This is a genomic window from Actinokineospora spheciospongiae (assembly GCF_003182415.1).
Lineage (GTDB): Bacteria > Actinomycetota > Actinomycetes > Mycobacteriales > Pseudonocardiaceae > Actinokineospora > Actinokineospora spheciospongiae.
Genome location: NZ_QHCP01000003.1, coordinates 14,614 through 32,300, shown reverse-complemented (window position 1 = coordinate 32,300; position 17,687 = coordinate 14,614). Strand labels below are relative to the sequence as shown.

11 protein-coding genes and 1 tRNA gene are annotated in these 17,687 nt (G+C 73.6%); 1 reads left to right on the top strand and 11 read right to left on the bottom strand.

What is annotated here, in order from left to right; translation table 11 throughout:
- Nucleotides 1-4 precede the first annotated feature (4 nt).
- The 7 genes from DFQ13_RS07580 to DFQ13_RS07550 form a co-directional block, all read right to left on the bottom strand.
- Nucleotides 5-1,153, bottom strand: coding sequence for an MFS transporter (locus tag DFQ13_RS07580; protein ID WP_181399887.1), 1,149 nt, complete (start codon nt 1,151-1,153; stop codon nt 5-7).
- A 141-nt stretch (nt 1,154-1,294) separates the two neighbouring features.
- Nucleotides 1,295-1,957 (bottom strand): phosphate signaling complex protein PhoU, encoded by a 663-nt coding sequence (gene phoU / locus DFQ13_RS07575; protein WP_035281160.1) that lies wholly within the window; start codon nt 1,955-1,957, stop codon nt 1,295-1,297.
- A gap of 80 nt (nt 1,958-2,037) precedes the next feature.
- A complete protein-coding gene (locus DFQ13_RS35535) occupies nt 2,038-7,410 on the bottom strand; it encodes an LCP family glycopolymer transferase (protein WP_110079359.1) in 5,373 nt (1,790 codons plus the stop codon).
- Nucleotides 7,411-7,630: 220 nt separating this feature from the next.
- Nucleotides 7,631-8,536, bottom strand: a complete 906-nt coding sequence (locus tag DFQ13_RS07565) for a GGDEF domain-containing protein (RefSeq protein ID WP_407643143.1) — start codon at nt 8,534-8,536, stop codon at nt 7,631-7,633.
- 238 nt (nt 8,537-8,774) lie between these two features.
- Complete coding sequence (locus DFQ13_RS07560) at nt 8,775-9,230, bottom strand: hypothetical protein (RefSeq protein ID WP_035281156.1); 456 nt, start codon at nt 9,228-9,230, stop codon at nt 8,775-8,777.
- A complete protein-coding gene (dusB, locus tag DFQ13_RS07555; protein WP_407643152.1) occupies nt 9,230-10,399 on the bottom strand; it encodes a tRNA dihydrouridine synthase DusB in 1,170 nt (389 codons plus the stop codon). The genes DFQ13_RS07560 and dusB overlap by 1 nt, the downstream gene beginning before the upstream one ends.
- Nucleotides 10,400-10,433: 34 nt before the next feature.
- Nucleotides 10,434-10,991: a hypothetical protein gene (locus DFQ13_RS07550; protein ID WP_110079357.1), complete on the bottom strand. Its 558-nt coding sequence runs from the start codon at nt 10,989-10,991 to the stop codon at nt 10,434-10,436.
- 110 nt (nt 10,992-11,101) lie between these two features.
- Between DFQ13_RS07550 and DFQ13_RS07545 the strand changes: the two genes are divergently transcribed.
- Entirely contained in the window at nt 11,102-11,884 is a 783-nt protein-coding gene (locus DFQ13_RS07545) for a 3'(2'),5'-bisphosphate nucleotidase CysQ (RefSeq protein WP_052020988.1), read from the top strand.
- On the opposite strand, the gene DFQ13_RS07540 is transcribed toward DFQ13_RS07545, so the two are convergent.
- The 4 genes from DFQ13_RS07540 to DFQ13_RS07525 all read right to left on the bottom strand — a co-directional run bounded on the left by DFQ13_RS07540 (nt 11,839) and on the right by DFQ13_RS07525 (nt 17,604).
- The gene (locus DFQ13_RS07540; protein ID WP_110079681.1) at nt 11,839-12,711 is read right to left on the bottom strand and encodes a phosphotransferase; all 873 of its coding nucleotides are present in this window, start codon (nt 12,709-12,711) and stop codon (nt 11,839-11,841) included. The genes DFQ13_RS07545 and DFQ13_RS07540 overlap by 46 nt on opposite strands.
- Before the next feature lie 103 nt (nt 12,712-12,814).
- On the bottom strand, nt 12,815-13,843 hold the full coding sequence (locus DFQ13_RS07535; protein ID WP_110079356.1) for a saccharopine dehydrogenase: 1,029 nt from the start codon (nt 13,841-13,843) through the stop codon (nt 12,815-12,817).
- 414 nt (nt 13,844-14,257) lie between these two features.
- Nucleotides 14,258-14,330, bottom strand: a tRNA-Lys gene (locus DFQ13_RS07530).
- Nucleotides 14,331-14,697: 367 nt separating this feature from the next.
- Nucleotides 14,698-17,604, bottom strand: coding sequence for an AfsR/SARP family transcriptional regulator (locus DFQ13_RS07525; protein WP_110079355.1), 2,907 nt, complete (start codon nt 17,602-17,604; stop codon nt 14,698-14,700).
- Between the last annotated feature and the right edge of the window lie 83 nt (nt 17,605-17,687).

Sequence of the window (17,687 nt, the reverse complement as noted above, 5' to 3'; positions counted from 1 at the left end):
GAACCTAGTGGAGTGTTTTGCCCCGATCCACCGCGCGCAACGAGTGGGCGAGCCCCGCCGCGCCCAGGGCGAGCAGTGCGAACAGCCCGAAGGCCAGTCCGGGGGTGCCGAGCAGGGCGCCTGCGGCCAGCGACACGACCACGCCGCCCGCGTTGCCGGTCAGCCAGAGCAGGGCGGTGACCGTCCCGGCGGAGTCGCCCGCGGTGCGCTCGACGTGGGCCAGGGCGACCGGCAGGGCGGCCAGCAGCAGGAACCCGATCGGCAGCGCGGCGGCGAACCCGGTGGCCACCCCCGGCGCGAGCGCCGGCAGCAGGCACGCCAGCGCGGTGACCAACCCGGTGACCAGCAGCGCGGTGGGTTCCGCGGTCTTGCGCGCCGCCAGCGGTGGGATGACCGCGCAGCCGACGATCCCGGCGACGAGCATGGTCAGCATCAGCAGCCCGGACGCGTCCGCGGCGACCCCGCTGGGCTTGAGCAGCGGCTCCAGCCAGGTCGCCAGCGCCACGAAGACGCCCATGCCCGCGAACACCACGGTGGCCAGCAGCGCCACCCCCGGTTGCCGGGCGACGGCGGTCAGTGGCGGCGGTCGCCGCACCGCCACCTCGAACGGCGGTCGCCCGCGCAGGGCGAACAGCGCGGCGACGACGGTGACCAGGGTCAGCCCGGCGCCCACGGCGACGACCAGCGGCACGTCGTCGGGGATGGCGGTGCCCACGCCGATGGCGAGGATCATGCCGACGTAGGTGGCGCCCGCGCCGACGGCGATGCCCAGCGGCCGGTGCCGCGGTTCGAGGTAGGCCGCGGCGACGCGGGTGATCGCGTTGGCGGCCAGCGGCTGGGCCAGGGCGGCGAGGCCCTGCCCGAGCAGCGCCGCCCAGTAGGCGTCGACCGCGACCCTGGTCAGCGCGCCGAGGCCGAGCAGGACCGCCGCGAGCGCGAGGGCGGGCCGCAGCCGGGTGTCCAGCAGCCGCCCGGCTGGCACGCTGAGCAGCACGAACAGCAGCGGGAACAGGTTCGCCAGCCAGCCGACGGCGGCATCGGAGACGCCGAAGTGGGTCGCGGTGGCGGTGGTGATCGCGGCGTAGGCCAGCCAGCAGACCTGGGTGGAGACACCCAGTGCGGCGAACGCGACGACGACCGGCCAGCGGGACACGGGTCCGAGTATCGATCTCCGCGCTCCCCCGCACAACCCACCGCGGCCGTTGGTGCCGCGTGGCGGCCGGACTCGGTGCGGGAAAGGAAAACCGCCCCACCGGTGTCGGCGGGGCGGTTCGGGTTTGTCTGTTGTGGACTGTCAGAGGTCCTCGTCGCCCGAGCCGGGCATCCGGCCGGTGACGACGAACACGACGCGCTTGGCCACCGACACGGCGTGGTCGGCGTAGCGCTCGTAGAAGCGGCCCAGCAGCGTGACGTCCACCGCGGACGCGACGCCGTGCGGCCACTCCTTGTCCATGATCACCGAGAACAGGTGCCGGTGCAGGTCGTCCATCTCGTCGTCGGCGTCCTCGAGGGCGCGCGCGGCGGCGACGTCCTGGGTGCGGATGACGGTCTCGGCCTTGCGGGCGAGGTCGACGGCGATGCGGCCCATCTCGGCGAAGTAGCCGTGCACCGGCTCCGGCAGGACCGGGGCCGGGTGCCTGCGCCGGGCCGCCTTGGCCACGTGCAGGGCCAGGTCGCCCATCCGCTCCAGCGACTCCGCCGCGTGGATGGCCGCGAGCACCGTCCGCAGGTCGGTGGCCACCGGCGCCTGCAGGGCGAGCAGCGCGTAGGCGTGCTCCTCGCAGGACGAGCGGGCGTCGTCGATCTTCTCGTCGCCGCTGATCACCTGCTCGGCCACGGCCAGGTCGGTGTCGAGCAGGGCCCGGGTGGCGGATTCCATGGCCTCGGCCACCATCGCGCACATGCCGGCCAGTTGATCGGCGAGTTTGCCGAGTTCGAGATGGTAAGCCTCACGCATGCCGGTCAGCCTAGTTCCCCGCGCGCCCGGTTGCCCCAGCGCGGGATGAACCGAAGATGAACCCGCCACGACGAACCCGCTTACGCGCAGGTCACGTCCCCTGCGTTGATGGTCGACAGGTTGGCGGGCAGCTCCTCCTGGGCCGGTGCGCCCGCGCCGCCGGGGGCGGTGACGGTGCCGTTGAACTCCGGGCCGAGCACCAGCACCAGCGCGGCGCCCGCGCCGGGGTCCAGTTCCAGGGTCGCGCCGGGGATCGAGGACGCCAGGGTCTGCGCCTGCGCCTCGCGGCCCTTGCCGTAGCGGATCGTGGTCTTCGGCACCGACGGGCCCGCGTTGACCTGCACCACGGTGTAGCCGACGCCGGTCAGCTTCTCCGCGGTCTTCTTGGCGATGCCGTCGGTGGTGTTGCCGCCGTTGAGGACCTGGATCTTGAGCGTCTTCGGGTCGACCGGCTCGGTCTGCTGCTGGCGCAGCGGAGCAGGCTGCGGCATCGCCTGCTGCCCGCCCACGGGCTTCTCGCCGGGCAGTGCCTGCTTGTTGATGATGGCGTGGAACAGCGCCTTGTTGTCGTCCGGTAGCAGCGTCTCGTTGCCGCGGGTGTTGGAGGTGCCCACGGTCGGCACGGTGATGAAGGTGACCCGCCCCGCCTCCAGGCCCTGCAGCGACTGGCCCAGCCGCAGCAGCGAGTCCAGACCGATGTTGTCGCCGAAGGTGGACTTGGCGAACTCGCTGGTGAAGCTGGTCAGCTTGCCCGGGTCCAGCAGCACCTGGCTGGACATGGCCTTGCGCAGCAACGCCGACAGGAACCGCTGCTGGCGCTTGATCCGGCCGTAGTCGGAGGTGCTGTCGCCGACCACGTGCCTGGCGCGCACGAAGTTGAGCGCCTGGTCCCCGCGCAGCAGCACCTCGGTGCCCGCGTCCTTGACGACCCAGGTGTTGAGGGTGGTGTCGAACATGGGCTTCTCGACGCACACGTTGACGCCCTCGACCGCGTCGACCATGCCCTTGAAGCCGTCGAAGTTGATCCCGATGAACCGGGTGATGTTCAACCCGGACAGCCCCTGCACGACCTTGGTCATGCACAGCGGGCCGCCCACCTGGTAGGCGGTGTTCATCTTCGCGATCTTCTGCCCCGGCACCTGCTCACCGGTGTAGGTGTTGCTCTTGGCGTCGAACCGCTCGCAGGACGGCCGGTTGATCTCCAGGTCGCGCGGGAACGACACCAGCACGACCCGGCTGCGGTCGGCGGGCACGTGCGCCACCATCACCGTGTCCGAGCGCGCACCGGGCACCTGCTCGGCGTCGCCGACGCCCTCCTCGGCCGACGCCCCCTCCCGGCTGTCGGAACCGACCAGCAGGAAGTTCTCGTCGCCCTGCTGGGCGGCGGCGTCGGTGATCGAGGCCGAGTTCGGGTCCAGCGCGCGCACGTCGTCGATGGTGCCGTCGGTCCACTTGGCGTAGCCCCAGCCGATGCCGGTCGCCACGAACACGACCGCGGCGACCGCGATGGCGGCGAACCGGCCCGCGCGCACCTTCCGGTCGTGCGGCTGCGGCCCCCGGGTGACCACGGCCTCGGGCTCCGACTCGGCTTCCGGTTCCCGCTCGGCTTCCGGCTCGGGCTCGGCGGGGCTGTCGTCCCGGGCGGGCTCGTCGACGGCGGGGACCACCTCGGTGGGCAGGTCCGCGCCGGGCTCGGCTAGTCGGAGCGGCGGCGTCCGAACAGTCCGCGCTTCTTCGTCGGGCGCTTCCGGTCCACTTTTGGAGTCGACAAAGTCAACCACCTCCCCCGGTTCGGCACCGGGCACCTGCCCGAGCCCCGTCAGGTGGTCGTCCAACTCGTCGACGTCACCCGCGAACGGGTTCAGCTTGAGCTTCTTGGCCTTGCGGGCCTTCTCCTCCGCGGCGAGCTCGTCGTGCACGGCGGAGAACCGCGCCAGCGTGTGGTCGACCCGGCGCCGCTTCTGCACGGCCTCACCGATCGGCTCCATCTCGGTGGTGAGCCCCATCAGCTCTTCCGGCGGAACGTCCGGCGGCGGCATCATCGCGGGCCGGTCCTCCGCCCCGTCCTCCGGCTGCGGCGGCATGGACGACTGGCCGGGCTGCTGCCGGGGACCGCGCGGGGGCTGCTCGTCGAGGCCGTCGAGGCTCTCGGAGATTCGGCGCTCCCCGGTGTTCCCGGTGCCACCAGTGCTTCCCGGGACCGGAAAGGCGCCGGTGGGGCGCTGGTTCGGGCGGCCGGGAGCGGGGGGGCGCGGGTGGGCGCCGGTCGCGCCAGGCGCGCCGGGCGGTGGCGGACCGGCGGGCCTGCCGGGGCGACCGCCGTTGACCGGCAGCCCCTCGGCATCGGGCCGCGGGTAGCTGTCGGCCTCCGGGCGACGCGGACCGGATCGGCCGCCGGGGCCGGGCCTGCCGTTCGCCCCGGGCTGTCCGTTGGGACCGGGCTGGCCATCGGGACCGGGCTGCCCATCGGGACCGGGCCTGCCGTTCGCCCCGGCCTGCCCGTTGGGACCGAGCTGGCCATCAGGACCGGGCTGCCCATTGGGACCCGGCTGCCCCTTCGGGCCGGGCTGCCTGTTCGGGCCGGACTGGCCGTGGGGACCGGGCTGGCCATTCGGGCCGGGCTGCCCGTTCCGGCTGTGGGGGCCGGATTGGCCGTTCGAGCCGGGCTGGCCGTTGGGGCGCGGGTGGGCGCCGGTGCCGTTGATCGGCAGGCCCTCGGCGTCCGGGCGCGGGTAGGAGTCGCCCTCGGCCCGGCGCTGGCGGTCGACGGGCAGGCCTTCCGCGCCGGGGCGCGGGCGGTCGGGGCGGCGGAAGGCGTTGGTCAGGTTGTTCGGCCGGGGGAACGAACCGGTGCCCGCGGGCGGGGGGCCCTCGGCGTCCTCCGGGCGGGGCCGGGGGTACGACCCGGTGCCGTTGACCGGCGGGCGCGGACCGCTCTCGGCGCCGGGGTGGGGATCACCCTGCGGGCCGTTGGGGCGGGGGTGGGCACCCGTGCCGTTGGCGGGGCGGTCGGCGCGGGACCGGGGCTGCGCACCGGTGCCGTTGACCGGTATGCCCTCGGCACCCGGGCGCGGGTACGAATCACCATTCCGGCCGGGACGCGGGTAGGCGCCGGTGCCGTTCACCGGGCGATCACCGGCGCCGTGCACCGGCATGCCCTCGGCATCGGGCCGTGGGTACGAGTCGGCATCCCGACCAGGGCGCGGGTAGGCGCCGGTGCCATTCACCGGGCGATCAGCACCGTGTGCAGGCATGCCTTCGGCATCCGGACGCGGGTACGAATCACCATTCGGGCCAGGACGCGGATAGGCGCCGGTGCCATTCGCCGGACGATCAGCACCGTGCACCGGCATGCCCTCGGCACCCCGACGCGGGTACGAATCACCATTCCGGCCAGGACGCGGGTAGGCGCCGGTGCCATTCACCGGGCGATCAGCACCGTGTGCAGGCATGCCTTCGGCATCCGGGCGCGGGTACGAATCGCCGTTCCGGCGGGGGCGCTGGTGGGCGCCGGTGCCGTTCGTTGGGCGCTCGGCGTCAGGCCCCGGGTACGGATCGCCGTTCCGGGCGGGACGCGGGTGAGCACCCGTGCCGTTCGCCGGACGATCGATGCCGTTTACCGGCATGCCCTCGGCGTCCGGACGCGGGTACGAATCGCCGTTGCGGCCGGGGCTCGGGTGGGCGCCGGTGCCGGAGCGGGAGCGGGGGGTCGGGCCGGGGAAGGGCGCGACCTCGTCGGACCTGCCGCCGTCGGGGTGACCGCTGGTGTGGGGGCCGCCGTCGGGTGCTTCGGTTCCGGGTGGGAAGGCGCCCGTGGGGTTCGCGCCGGGGCTCGGGGCGTTGGTGGGGCGGCCGTTGCGGATCGGGCGGGGGTGGCTGCCGGTGGGGCGCGGACCGCCGGGGGGCGGTGGGGCGTCGTCAGCTTGGCGGGGGTCGCGGGGGAAGGACTGGTCGGCCTGGCGGGCTCGCCTGCCGCGCGGGGCGGGGCGGGCGGGGGCGTCGGGGGTCGACAGGGCGCGGGGGGCGCCGTCCTCGTCCTCGGGCAGCGCTCGGCGGCCCCGGGTGTTCTCCGGGAGCGCGCGGCGGCCGCCCTCGGGGCGGGCGCGCTTGGCGGGGCGGTCGATCGGGAAGGGCTCGCCGCCGCCCGCGGAGCGCCTGCCCGTGACGGGCGGGTCGACGAGGGCGGGATCGGCCGGGAAGGGCCCCTGGTGGGCGGGGGAGCCGCCCGCGAACCCCTCGGCGGGCTCCGGCCGGGCGCGGTGGCCGGGGGTGTCGACCTGCTCGGACCGGGAACGGCGACCAGGAGCACCCGCCTCCGCCGGGGAACGGTGGCCCGCGGCGTCGGCGGTCTCCGACTGGGAGCGGTGGCCGAGGCCGTCGCCCGCCTCGGACCGGGAGCGGTGCCCCGGGGTGGCGCCGGGCTCCGACTGGGTCCGGTGACCGGGGACGTCACCCTGCTCCGCGCGGGAGTGGTGGCCGGGAATGCCTGCTGACTCCGACCGGGAACGGTGGCCCGCGGCGTCCTGGGAGCGGTGGCCCGCGGCGTCGCCGAACTCCGACTGGGAGTGGTGGCCTGGAGCCTCGCCGAGCTCCGGCTGGGAGCGGTGACCCGGAGCGTTGCCAGGCTGCGACTGGGAGCGGTGACCCGGAGCGTCGCCGGGCTCCGGCTGGGAACGGTGGCCTGCGGCGTTGCCGGGGTGCGACTGGGAGCGGTGGCCGGGGGTGCCGTCCGGCTCCGGGTGGGAGCGGTGGCCCGGGGTGCTCGCGGATTCCGCGCGGGAGCGGTGGCCGGGGGTGCCGCGGCGGTTGGCCTCGAACTCGTCGGCGGTCGGGAAGGGGCGGCCAGCGGCGGGGGCGCCTTCCTCCTCCGGCTGGGCCATCAGCCTGCGGCGGGCGTCGTCGGACAGGGCGCGGCGGCCGGTGGGTTCGTCGGCCGGGGGCTCGGCGGCGCGGCGCCTGCCGGGGGCAGGGGGGTAGGCCGCGGCGGGCTGCTGGTGCGGGTCGCGGTCGACCGGGAAGGCGTCGCTGTCGTCCTGGCGGGCTCGGCGGGGGGCGTCCGGGACGGCGGTGCGGGTGTGGGTGGCACCGAGCAGGTCGGCCACCGTGGTCGGGATGCTGTCGTCGGTGCGCGGGCTCAGCGGCCGCTCGGCCGGGGGCTGGCCCTGGGCCCGCACGAGGATGTCCGCGGGGACGGTGGTGGTGCGGTGCCTGCGCGAGGGGGTGGCCGCGCGGCGGCCGGTCGGTTCCGGTTCGGGCGCCGGGGGGGCGACCGGGGTCAGGTTGGTGCGGGAGCCGCTGTGCCGCTCCACCAGGTCGGACACGCTCAGCCCGCCGGAGTTCTCCGCCGCGCGGCGCCTGCGCCTGGGCTCCTCGGTGGGTTCGGGGGCGCGCCGTTTGCCTCCGGGGGGCTCGCCGTGGCCTGGGGCGCCGTCGCGGTTGTGGTCGTCGGGCACCCATGCTCCTTCCGAGGTCCTGCGTTAACCGTTACCAGTTGGTTGTCAACCCGTTGCGACGTCGCGCTCGGTTGCTTACCCGATCGTGTCACAGTGCGGACGCGATAGTACGACTGACAGATCCCTGTGACGACCTCAGGACAGGCTTCTTTTCACAAACTCTGCGTGTCGTACCCACGGTTATAGTCCGATCGGCGTATCGCCCGGAAGCGTGGGGGCGTCAGCGCGCACTCGCCCTGGGCACCACCACGGCCCGGCGGCCCGCAGCGGCTCCGGCCAGGTGGGGCTTGCCGTCGAGCAGATAAGCGACAGCGTTGCGACCCGACTGCTTCGCGGTGTACAGCAGCGCGTCGGCTTCCCGGAGCTGACGCTCCGGACCGGCCGGTGTGTCCTCCGCCACGCGGACGGTGGGTTCCTGCGCCAGGCCGATGCTGACGGTCACCCGCAGCCCCAGCACCAGGCTCGACCACGGGTAGTGCTCGACCCTGGCCCGCGCGGCCTCGGCCAGCCCAACCGCGGTCACCCGGTCGACCCCGGGCAGCACCAGGACGAACTCCTCGCCGCCGTAGCGGGCGCAGAAGCCCGCCTCCGGCAGCCCCTCCTGCAGCAGCTCCACCACCCGTTGCAGCACCCGGTCGCCGACCAGGTGGCCGAAGGTGTCGTTGACCTGCTTGAACCAGTCCAGGTCGACCAGCGCGACGGCCAGCCCGTCGGCGCGGTCCTGCTCGGCGAGCAGTGTCACCAGCCGCTGGTCGAGGTAGCGGCGGTTGTAGCTGGCGGTGAGGCTGTCGCGGATGCTCTGCTCGTGCGCCTCGGCGTGCTCGCGGCGCAGCCGGTCCACCTCGCGGCGGAGCTGCTCCGGGATCTGCGGCTGCTCGCCCAGCTCGGACACCAGGTCCAGGGCGGAGCGCAGGTGCTGGTAGGCCTGCCGGTACTGGCCGCGGGAGGCCAGCAGGGCGGCGATGGACTCGTGCAGGCTGACCAGGTTGGCGGCGTCCGCGGGCGGGTCCAGGTCCGGGTTCTCGGCCCGGTCGGTGATCGCGGGGTGGCGCAGCGGGATCGTCGGCTCGTTGACCCGGTGGCCTCGCCACGGGGTGTCGTGCCGGTCCGGCTCTGAGTTGGTCACACCTCGTCCCAGAACGGTCACCGCGGTCACCTCCCTACGTAAGAATGTGTGTCGTCCTTAAAGAGGCCGCGCTTGAGCGGGCGGGACGCATGGAGGTCGTAATTCCCCCTACTGGTGGACGAGGCGCTGCTCCATCCCGGTGATCCGGCGGAGCGGTACCACCATCCACGGTCGGTGCGGGTCACCCGTTTGCCGCAATGGTGCTTCTCATCGAGGAACACCGCTTTGTGGTGGGGAACTACCGGGTGGGGCAGGGTGTGAACCCGTACGCCTTCCCGCTGAGCACCACCACGCGCTGCGACCCGATCTGCTCGGCGAGGGTCGAGCCGTCCCGCCGGATGCGCACCGACACACCGACGACGTAGGTGGTGCCGCGCGGGCGGGCGGTGGCCTCCTCCGGCTTCCACCGCGGGTCCGGCCGCAGCGTGGACAGCGCGGGCTCGATGCGCAGGGTCAGGTCGCCGAGGTCGCAGGCGCGGTCGGTGAAGTCCGGGTGCTGGGTGCGGCGCAGGAACTCCCGCTGCGCCGCCGGGCCCTCGCCCGCGGCGTCGTTGAGGTCGGTGAAGTACTGCTTCACCAGCGCCTGCTGCCCGTCGGTGCCCTGCCCGCCTGCCGGGACCGGTGAGCCCGCGACGGTCGACGTGCACGCCGTGGCCGCCGCGGCGAGCAGCACCACCCCCAGTGCCCGGCGCATCAGCCCCCCGAGTGCATCAGCTCGGCGCCCGCCGGGACGGCTGCGTCGTCCGGGTCGTCCAGCCAGCCCTCGGGCAGCACGACGCGGCCGGGGGAGCCCTGGCGCCCGCGCGGGCCCTCGGCGGCCTCCGGCGGGTACGGCGCGGTGTGGTCGAGCTGACCGATCAGGTCGTCCAGCTCGGCCAGGGTGCTGACCATCGCCAGGCTGCGGCGGATCTGCGACCCGACCGGGAAGCCGCGCAGGTACCAGGCCATGTGCTTGCGCAGCTCGCGCAGGCCCTTCTGCTCGCCGATGTGCGCGGTGAGCAGTTCGGCGTGCCTGCGCAGGATGCGCCCGACGGCGCCGAGGGTGGGCCCCTCGGGCGTCGGGGTGCCGGTGAAGGCGGCGTGCAGCTCGCCGAACAGCCACGGCCTGCCCAGGCACCCCCGGCCGACCACGACGCCGTCGCAGCCGGTCTCGGCGACCATCCGCAGGGCGTCGTCGGCGCAGAAGATGTCGCCGTTGCCCAGGACGGGGATGCCGGTCACGGCCTCCTTGAGCCGGGCGATCCTGGACCAGTCGGCCTGCCCGGAGTACCGCTGCGCGGCCGTCCTGGCGTGCAGCGCGACCGCCTGCGCCCCCTCCGCCTCGGCGATCCGCCCGGCGTCGATGTAGGTGATGTGCTCGTCGTCGATGCCCACCCGGAACTTGACCGTCACCGGGATGCCCGCGGGTTCGGCCGCGCGCACGGCGGCGGCCACGATCTCGCCGAACAGCCGCCGCTTGAACGGCAGCGCCGCGCCCCCGCCCTTGCGGGTCACCTTGGGCACCGGGCAGCCGAAGTTCATGTCGACGTGGTCGGCGAGGTCCTCGGCGACGACCATCCGCACGGCCTCGGCCATGTTGTGCGGGTCGACGCTGTAGAGCTGCAACGAGCGCGGGTGCTCGGTGGGACCGAAGGTGATCATCTCCATGGTCTTGGAGTCCCGCTCGACCAGCGCCCGGGCGGTGATCATCTCGCACACGTACAGCGAGGTGGGGCTGCCGAACTCCCGGCACAGCTGCCGGAACGCCACGTCGGTGATCCCGGCCATCGGCGCGAGGACCACGGCCGGGTCCACGGCGTACCGGCCGATCTTCAGGCTGGGACCGGTGGGGGTACTCGGAGATCCTGCGACCACGCCGCCCAGGCTAACCCCCCGCGGGCGCGGGATGGCGCGGCGGCTACCAGGTGCCCCAGTCGGAGTCCCCCGGGTCGTCGGCGGGGTCGTCAGCGGTGAGGTCGTCGGCGGTCGCGGCGGGGTCGTCGTGCAGCGAGTCGAGGAAGTCGTCGAACCGGGAGCCCGCCGGGCCGTCCTCGGCGGTGTCGGAGCCCTCGTCGGGGTCGTCCTCGGCGCCGGTGCCGTCCGAGTCGGGGGTGTCGGTGTCGGCAGGCTGGTTCTCGAAGCCGCCGTCGTCGGGCTCGTCGTCCGGTGGCGGGGGCGGGTGCGCGGTCTGGTCGGCGGGGGAGCCGCCCTGGCCGTGCGCGTTCCAGGTGCCCTCGCCGCTGGGGTCGCTGTAGGCGGACTCGGCCTTGCCGTCGTCATCGGTGTCCAGCAGTGCCGTGTCGGCCACGCCGTCGCCGTCGGAGTCCCACATGGCGTCGTCGTAGCGGCCGTCGCCGTCGAAGTCGACCGCGACGGCGTCGGGGGTGCCGTCGCCGTCCGCGTCGACGTCGGCGGCGCCGTGGTGCACGTGGGGGTCACCCTCGCCGGTGCCGAACCGGTACTCGATGTCCGCCATGCCGCTGCACTCCCGCCGATCGCGCCGTCCCCCACATAGACGTCACGGGATGACCCCGCGTTCCCCCTGGCGTTGCTACATTCGACTTTCCCCGAGCGCAGGGAGGAAGCATGACCACGGATGCCCGCCTCGCCGTCGATCTGGCGACTACAGCCGGTGACTTGTTGCTCGACCTCCGTAACCGACGACCGGCTGACCTGGGACGACGCGGAGACCTGGAGTCCAACGCCCTGATCCTCGACCGGTTGGCGGCCGAACGCCCCGGCGACATGGTGCTCTCCGAGGAGTCGGCGGACGACCCGGCCCGGGTCGAGGCCGACCGGGTGTGGATCATCGACCCGTTGGACGGCACCCGCGAGTACGCCCTCCCGGGCCGCCCGGACTGGGCCGTGCACATCGCGCTGTGGCAGCGCGGTGCCGGGCTCGTCGCCGCGGCGGTCTCCCAACCGGCCCTCGGCACGGTCTACGCCACCGACGACCCACCACCGCTGCCGCCGTCCGAGGACCGCATCCGCCTGCTGGTCAGCGCGAGCCGCCCACCGGCGTTCACCGGCGCCGTCGCCGAGACCCTGGACGCGGAGGTGCTGACCATGGGGTCGGCGGGCGCCAAGGCGATGGCGGTCCTGCGCGGCGAGGCGGACGCCTACCTGCACGCGGGCGGCCAGTGGGAGTGGGACTCGGCGGCGCCGGTCGGGGTGGTGGCCGCGGCGGGCCTGCACGCCTCCCGGGTCGACGGGTCGCCGCTGCGTTACAACCGGCCGCACCCGTACCTGCCCGACCTGGTGATCTGCCGCCCGGACCTGGCGGCGAAGCTGCTCGCCGCGATCCGCGCGACCGGCTTCGAGGACTACCCGAGCAGCGACCGCAGTGTCGCGAGTGGAGCGTCGGTGTAGTCGCCGGGCTCCGGCGACACCGCCCGGTGCCACACCAGCGCCCGCGCCACCACCGCGACCCGGCACGCCAGCTCCGCGGTGGCCACCAGGTCGGCCCGCGGGGCGAGGTCGTCGAACACCTCCAGGTAGGCGTCGCGCACCCGGTCCCGCTCCTCGGGCCCGACCTGCTGCAGGGGCACGAGGAGACTGGCGAACGGGTGCGCGACCACGGCGTCGCCCCAGTCGTAGAACCGGGGTCCGACGAGGAAGTTGTCGGCGTGCAGGTCGTTGTGGTCGAGCGAGGGCGGCACGGTCGACTCCGCCAACCGCGCGCACCACGCGCCGAAGGTGTCGGCGAACCCGGCCAACTCCGGCGAGGTCCCGATGACCCGCCGCGCCTCGGCGAAGCGCTCGGGCATCACCGGCGCCCGCATGTCCGCCACCCCCGCGGCCAGCACCCGGTCGACGTGCGGCGCCACCGCCCGCTGGAACTCCGCGTAGACCGGCAGCACGTCCACCAGGTCCGCGTCCCGCAGCGGTTCGCGGTGGGGGAGCAGCAACAGCCCCCGGTCGGGGTCGGTGGCGATCGGCGCCACCACGTGGTCCGGGGCGATCCCCGGCAGCAGTTCGTAGAGGCCCGCTTCGAACGCGGTGCCCGGCGCCGTCGCCTTGAGCCACACCGGACCGGCGTCCGTCGGCGCGGTCAGCACCACCGACCACGGCCGCACCCGGTGCCGCCGCGCGGGCCCGGTCCGCGCGCGGCCCGCCACGGCCAGCCGGTCGTCCAGCCACGACACCGCCCACTCGAACCACGCGTCCGACGACCACACCCCGGTACCCGTTTCCACCGGTTCACTGTGGCAGGTCCCCACCGGGTCCACCGAGCGGTTTTCCCCTGCCCCGCGCGGGAACCCGGCACCCGCGTGGACGGTGCCGCAGGCCGGGACCCGATCAGCCGAGGTCGGCCACGGCGGCGTCGAAGTGACCGCGCGCCCGCTCCCAGGGATCACCGTCGAAGTCGAGCAACTGCGGCGTGAGGTCCGCGGAGAAGGCGGTGCTCGCCTCCAGCGGCAGCAGCGACGGCAGGTTGTCGATGGCGATGACGTCCACCGGGTTGTCCCGGCGCAGCCCGCGCGCCGGTTCGTCCCAGTCGGTGATCCGGTCGTAGACGGGCAGCACGTTGCAGTCGGAGGTGACGTCGCAGGTCACGTCGGAGATGACCCGGAGCCGACGCCGCGCCCGGTCGAGGTCGGCGTCGGTGACGAACGGCGGCACCGGGGTGGAGGTAAGCACGGCGTTGACCAGGATGTCGTGGTCGAGCAGCGCGGCCTTGTCCAGCTCCGCGGTCTCGGCCACGTCCCACGCGGTGGCACTGATCCCGGCCACCGCGAGCGCGTCCACCGCCCCCCGACCACTGCGCCCCAGTGCACCCACGACCAGGGCCGTGGTCGGGTCCCGGTCGGCGCGGATGCTCTCGTCCAACGCGGCCCGGGTGGTCGGCCGCAACGGCGCCTCGAGTTCCCCGCGCGCGGCGAGCACCGCCAGCGCGGCCCCCACGTACCCGGCCCAGTACCCGAAGGCCGCCAACCGGCGCCCGTGCTCGTCGGTCAGGTACTCCAGGTCCAGCAGCGCCCCACCACCGGCGGCGAACCGCCCGACCAGCTCGGCGGCCCCACCCTGCCCCTTGTACGCGTGTCCGAAGTAGACGTGCCGGCGCCGCAACGCCGCGGGTTCCCCCGGCAACTCCTTCAACCCCAGCACGACAACACCACCCGGCGCGTCGACCCAACTGCCCGCACCCACCACCTCGCACCCGGCGGCGGCGTACTCCTCCACCCCGAACACCCGCCGCGGCGACTCCTCCACGGTGACCCGCACCCCGGCCTCGACCAGGCGCCGGGCGTCGGCGGGCACCACGGCCACCCGCCGCTCGGTCTCCCGGACCTCACTCCGAACCCACAACCACAGCGCGTCACCCATGCACCGAGTCTGCCGCAGCGAACGCGCCGGGGGAACTCCGGGTGATCATGCGGGCGGGGTGGAGCCGACCACGGGAACTCCCGGGTCTTTCCGGTAGTCGATTACGCGATTGCGACCGAGCGGGCGACAACCCGGTGAACGGTATTCACCATTCGACGGTGAAACCCCGGCACCGGTGAACAGGACAAAAACAAGACGGCCTGCCCGGCGCAGTTCGATCCGTCGACGCCTCGCGATCGCCACCCCGTCGACGGCCGCCGAGGGGGCCGACACCCCCTCAGGGACAGCCCGATCGCCGCCACCGGCACCAGGTGCAGCGTGGTCGCCCTTGGAGGAAGCTCGGGCTCGCGGCCCCGGACAGAACGAAACGCCCGGCACCGACGCTGTCACAGCGCCGCTGACCAGGCGAAAGAGTGGGCCGCCTGGGGCTCGAACCCAGAACCGACGGATTAAAAGTCCGCAGCTCTACCAATTGAGCTAACGGCCCAGGTGGTCAAGTGTAGCGGGGAGGCCGAGCGGGGGAGACGCGGCTTCCACCCGGTAAAGTTGATCATGTGACGGTTCAGGGTGTGGAACTTCTCACCCGGTCGAGTCGCAACTTTAACGTAGGCAAGCGCATCACCCGCATAGCGATCGAGTCTCACCTATGTGGCGGTCACCCGCCGGAGCGACCCCGGATTCGTTGAGTGAAATGCCTGGTGATTCAATTCCGCCAACAAACCCCCCGGGCGATCCGGCAACGCCGCTTCGGCCCACTGCACATAGGGATGCTCATCATGTTTCACCTCCTGATTTCCTCCGTTCCGTGCTTCGTCGACTGGTTTGGCATGGCCATCGCGCACCTCTACCGGTAGTCAGAGCGGCAGGTCGTCCACCCAGGACTCGAGGATCGCGGCCTCAGGACTGGACAGCGACCGGAGGATCGCCGCCGCACGCCGCCACGTGGTGGCGGCGTCGGTGGGCGAGCCGGAGCGGGCCTGGGCCAGGCCGAGGGTGCGCAGGGCGTCGGCCTGGAGCCGGAGGTTGGCCAGGTCCTGCGCGAACGACACCGCGCGGCGGGCCGTGTCGACCGCTTCCGGCAGCTCGCCGAGGTCGCGGTGGGCCGTGCTGAGCAGGCACAGGGTGTTCACCGTGCTCACCAGGTCCACACAGGACAGGTGCCGGGCGAGGGCGTCGCCGCCGTGGGTGATCGCCTCGGCGGGGTTGCCCTTGCTCAGGTGCAACCGGGCCACGGCACTCACCACCAGGGCTTCGCCGCGTTCGTCCCTCAGCGCGACGCGGAGCAGGCGGGCTCGCGCGTACTCCGCCAGTGCCAGGTCGTACTCCGCGCGGCGCAGGTGCAGGTCCCCCAGTCGCAGGTGGACCTGGGCGACGGACCAGGAGACCTTGTCGGGCGCCCCGCCCGGTTCCAGCAGTGTGCTCAGGGCTTGGCGGTAGGCCGCGGCCGCCTCGTCCAGCTGGTCGCGTTCGAGGTGCGTGGTGGCCAGGTTGTGCAGGGACACGGCGCGGCCGTAGCTGTTGCCGATGCGCTCGAACAGCTGGTTGGCGCGGGTGAGGTGCAGCGCGGCGGTGTGCGGGTCACCGCCCGCCAGGTAGGTCAGGCCCAGGTTGTTGAGGCAGCCCGCCTCGCCCTCGACCTCGCGGACGAGGTTCGCGGCGCGCCTGCCGAGATCGTTGACCTCGATCGCCGTGCGGGTGTCGCCGTGGCGCTGGAGCAGGTCGTTGAAAGAGGCGGCGAAGCGCCACGTGTGGTGGTGGTGCCCGCGCCGGGCCGCCAGGCGGGTCGCCTCCACCAGGTTCGAGTGCTCGGTCACCGACCACCGCAGTGCCTCGGCCGCGTCGCCGTGCACGACCGGCTCGATCGGCTCCCGGGGACCGACCGGGGGAACCCGGTGGGCGTCGAGGGTGATCAGGTCGCGGGCGGCGCCCAGCGCGTGCAGGTACCAGTCGAGCAGTTGGACGGTGGCCGTCTGGCGGTGGTCGACCCACTGCGGGCCGCCGACGCGGTCGGTGACGAACGAGTGGATCAAGTCGTGCATGCGGTAGCGGCCCGCCCGGTCCCGGTCGAGCAGGCCCGCGTCGACGACGCGGTCGAGCAGGTCGCCCGCCTCGGCCCTGGTCATGTCGCCGAGGGCCGCGGCGGCGCCCACCGAGAAGTACGGGCGCGGGTGCAGGCCGAGCAGGGTGAGCAGCCGCCGCGGCTGCTCGGCGAGGGCGTCGAGCGACCAGGAGAAGATGGTGCGGAGCGTGCCCGCGGTGTCCGGGCCGTCGCTGCCCACGTCGAGCAGGCGCGACTCCTTGCGCAGCTCGTCGACCAGGTCGCGCACGCTCACCGACGCGCGGGCGGCGATCTGCTCGGCGGCGATGAGCAGGGCCATGGGGAGCCCACCGGCGAACCTGATCAGGTCCCGCATGGCGCGGGGGTCCGCGGTGACGCGGTCCTCCAGCCGCCGGGTGAGCAGTTCCTCGGCGTCGGCGTCGCTCAGCGGCGGCACGGTGATCCGCCGTGCGCCGCGGCGCACGATGAGGCCGTTGAGGCGCTGCCTGCTGGACACGACCACCGGCGCCGAGCCGGTGAGGTCCAGCATCCGCTCGGCCTGCGCACTGCTCCTGGCGTTGTCGAGGATGAAGACCGCCCGCCGGTCGCCGATGTGCGCGCGCAGGTGCGCCAGTTGCTCGACCGGGCTGGTGGGGACGTCGACCGAACCGAGTTCGCGGAGGAACTCGACCAGCACATCCTCGCGTCCCTTGGGCGCGGAGACGGAGTAGCCGTTGAGGTCGGTGTAGAGGATCAGCGTGTCCGGCGACCGCTGTCTTCGCGCCTGCGCCCACTGCACCACGAGGGTGGTCTTGCCCACGGTCGGCGGGCCGTCGACCGCCACGATCGCGTTCGGCGCGAGCGCGTGGTCGAGCGAGCGCAGTTGCTCGCCCCGGCCGACGAAGTGCGCCTGCGCCCGCGGCAGGCCCACCACCACTCCCCTGCCGGACTGCGCTTCCACGGCGCTGGCGCGCGCGATCAGGTCGTCGTGCAACTGGCGCAACCGGGCCGAGGGTTCCGCGTCCACCTCCAGGCGGGTGCGGTGGGCGAAGGTGCGGAAGTAGGTGACGATCTCCCCGGTTCGGCCGGTCTGGTGCAGTGTTCGCATCCACTGGGCGGCAAACCGCTCGTCCAATTCGCCCAACAGGGCGGACCGCAACGACTCCTCGACGCGGTCGTGCTCGCCGAGGTCGAGCCAGATGTCGTGCAGCGCGACCCTGGCAGCGGTCTGCTCACCGCGCAACGGATCGCGCATCGTCTGCGCCCGGGGCGTGTCCAGCTCGTGCAGCGGGCGGTCGGACCACAGCCCGAGCGCCTCGGCGTACAGCTGCGCCGCCTCGCCGAGCCGTTCGCCGTCGCGCGCGGCCCTGGCCCGGTTGACCAAGTCGCGGAAGCGGAACAGGTCCACGGCGAGGCTGTCGCCGATCCGCAGCCGGTAGCCGTCCGCCGTCGTGTCGATGCCCACCCCGGGCCCGCAGACCGACAACGCGTTGCGCGCCTTGGAGATGACCGGTTGCAGGTGGCGCGGTTCCCTGCCGCTCTCCTCGCCCCACAGCACGTCGACCAGCGTCGACGCGGAGACGACGGTGTTCGGCTGGGAGAGCAGGACGGCCAGGGCGCCCCGCGTCTTGCGCACCCCGAGGTGCCGCCGCTTCCCCTTCACCACCAGCGTTGTGGGACCGAGAATGCGGAACTCCACCGGCAACGCCCCCCAGGTCGGCATCACTCCCAGGATTCGAGTGTGACCGCTGGGTGATACCGAGGCCGGTTCGATCTGGTGGAGTTACTTGATTGTTACCACCATTT

What these genes read in the sequence shown, in the direction of transcription:
- phoU (WP_035281160.1), bottom strand. Translation starts at nt 1,957, where the DNA reads ATGCGTGAGGCTTACCATCTCGAACTCGGCAAACTCGCCGATCAACTG.
- DFQ13_RS07560 (WP_035281156.1), bottom strand. Translation starts at nt 9,230, where the DNA reads ATGCGCCGGGCACTGGGGGTGGTGCTGCTCGCCGCGGCGGCCACGGCG.
- DFQ13_RS07550 (WP_110079357.1), bottom strand. Translation starts at nt 10,991, where the DNA reads ATGGCGGACATCGAGTACCGGTTCGGCACCGGCGAGGGTGACCCCCAC.
- DFQ13_RS07545 (WP_052020988.1), top strand. Translation starts at nt 11,102, where the DNA reads ATGACCACGGATGCCCGCCTCGCCGTCGATCTGGCGACTACAGCCGGT.
- DFQ13_RS07535 (WP_110079356.1), bottom strand. Translation starts at nt 13,843, where the DNA reads ATGGGTGACGCGCTGTGGTTGTGGGTTCGGAGTGAGGTCCGGGAGACC.
- DFQ13_RS07525 (WP_110079355.1), bottom strand. Translation starts at nt 17,604, where the DNA reads ATGCCGACCTGGGGGGCGTTGCCGGTGGAGTTCCGCATTCTCGGTCCC.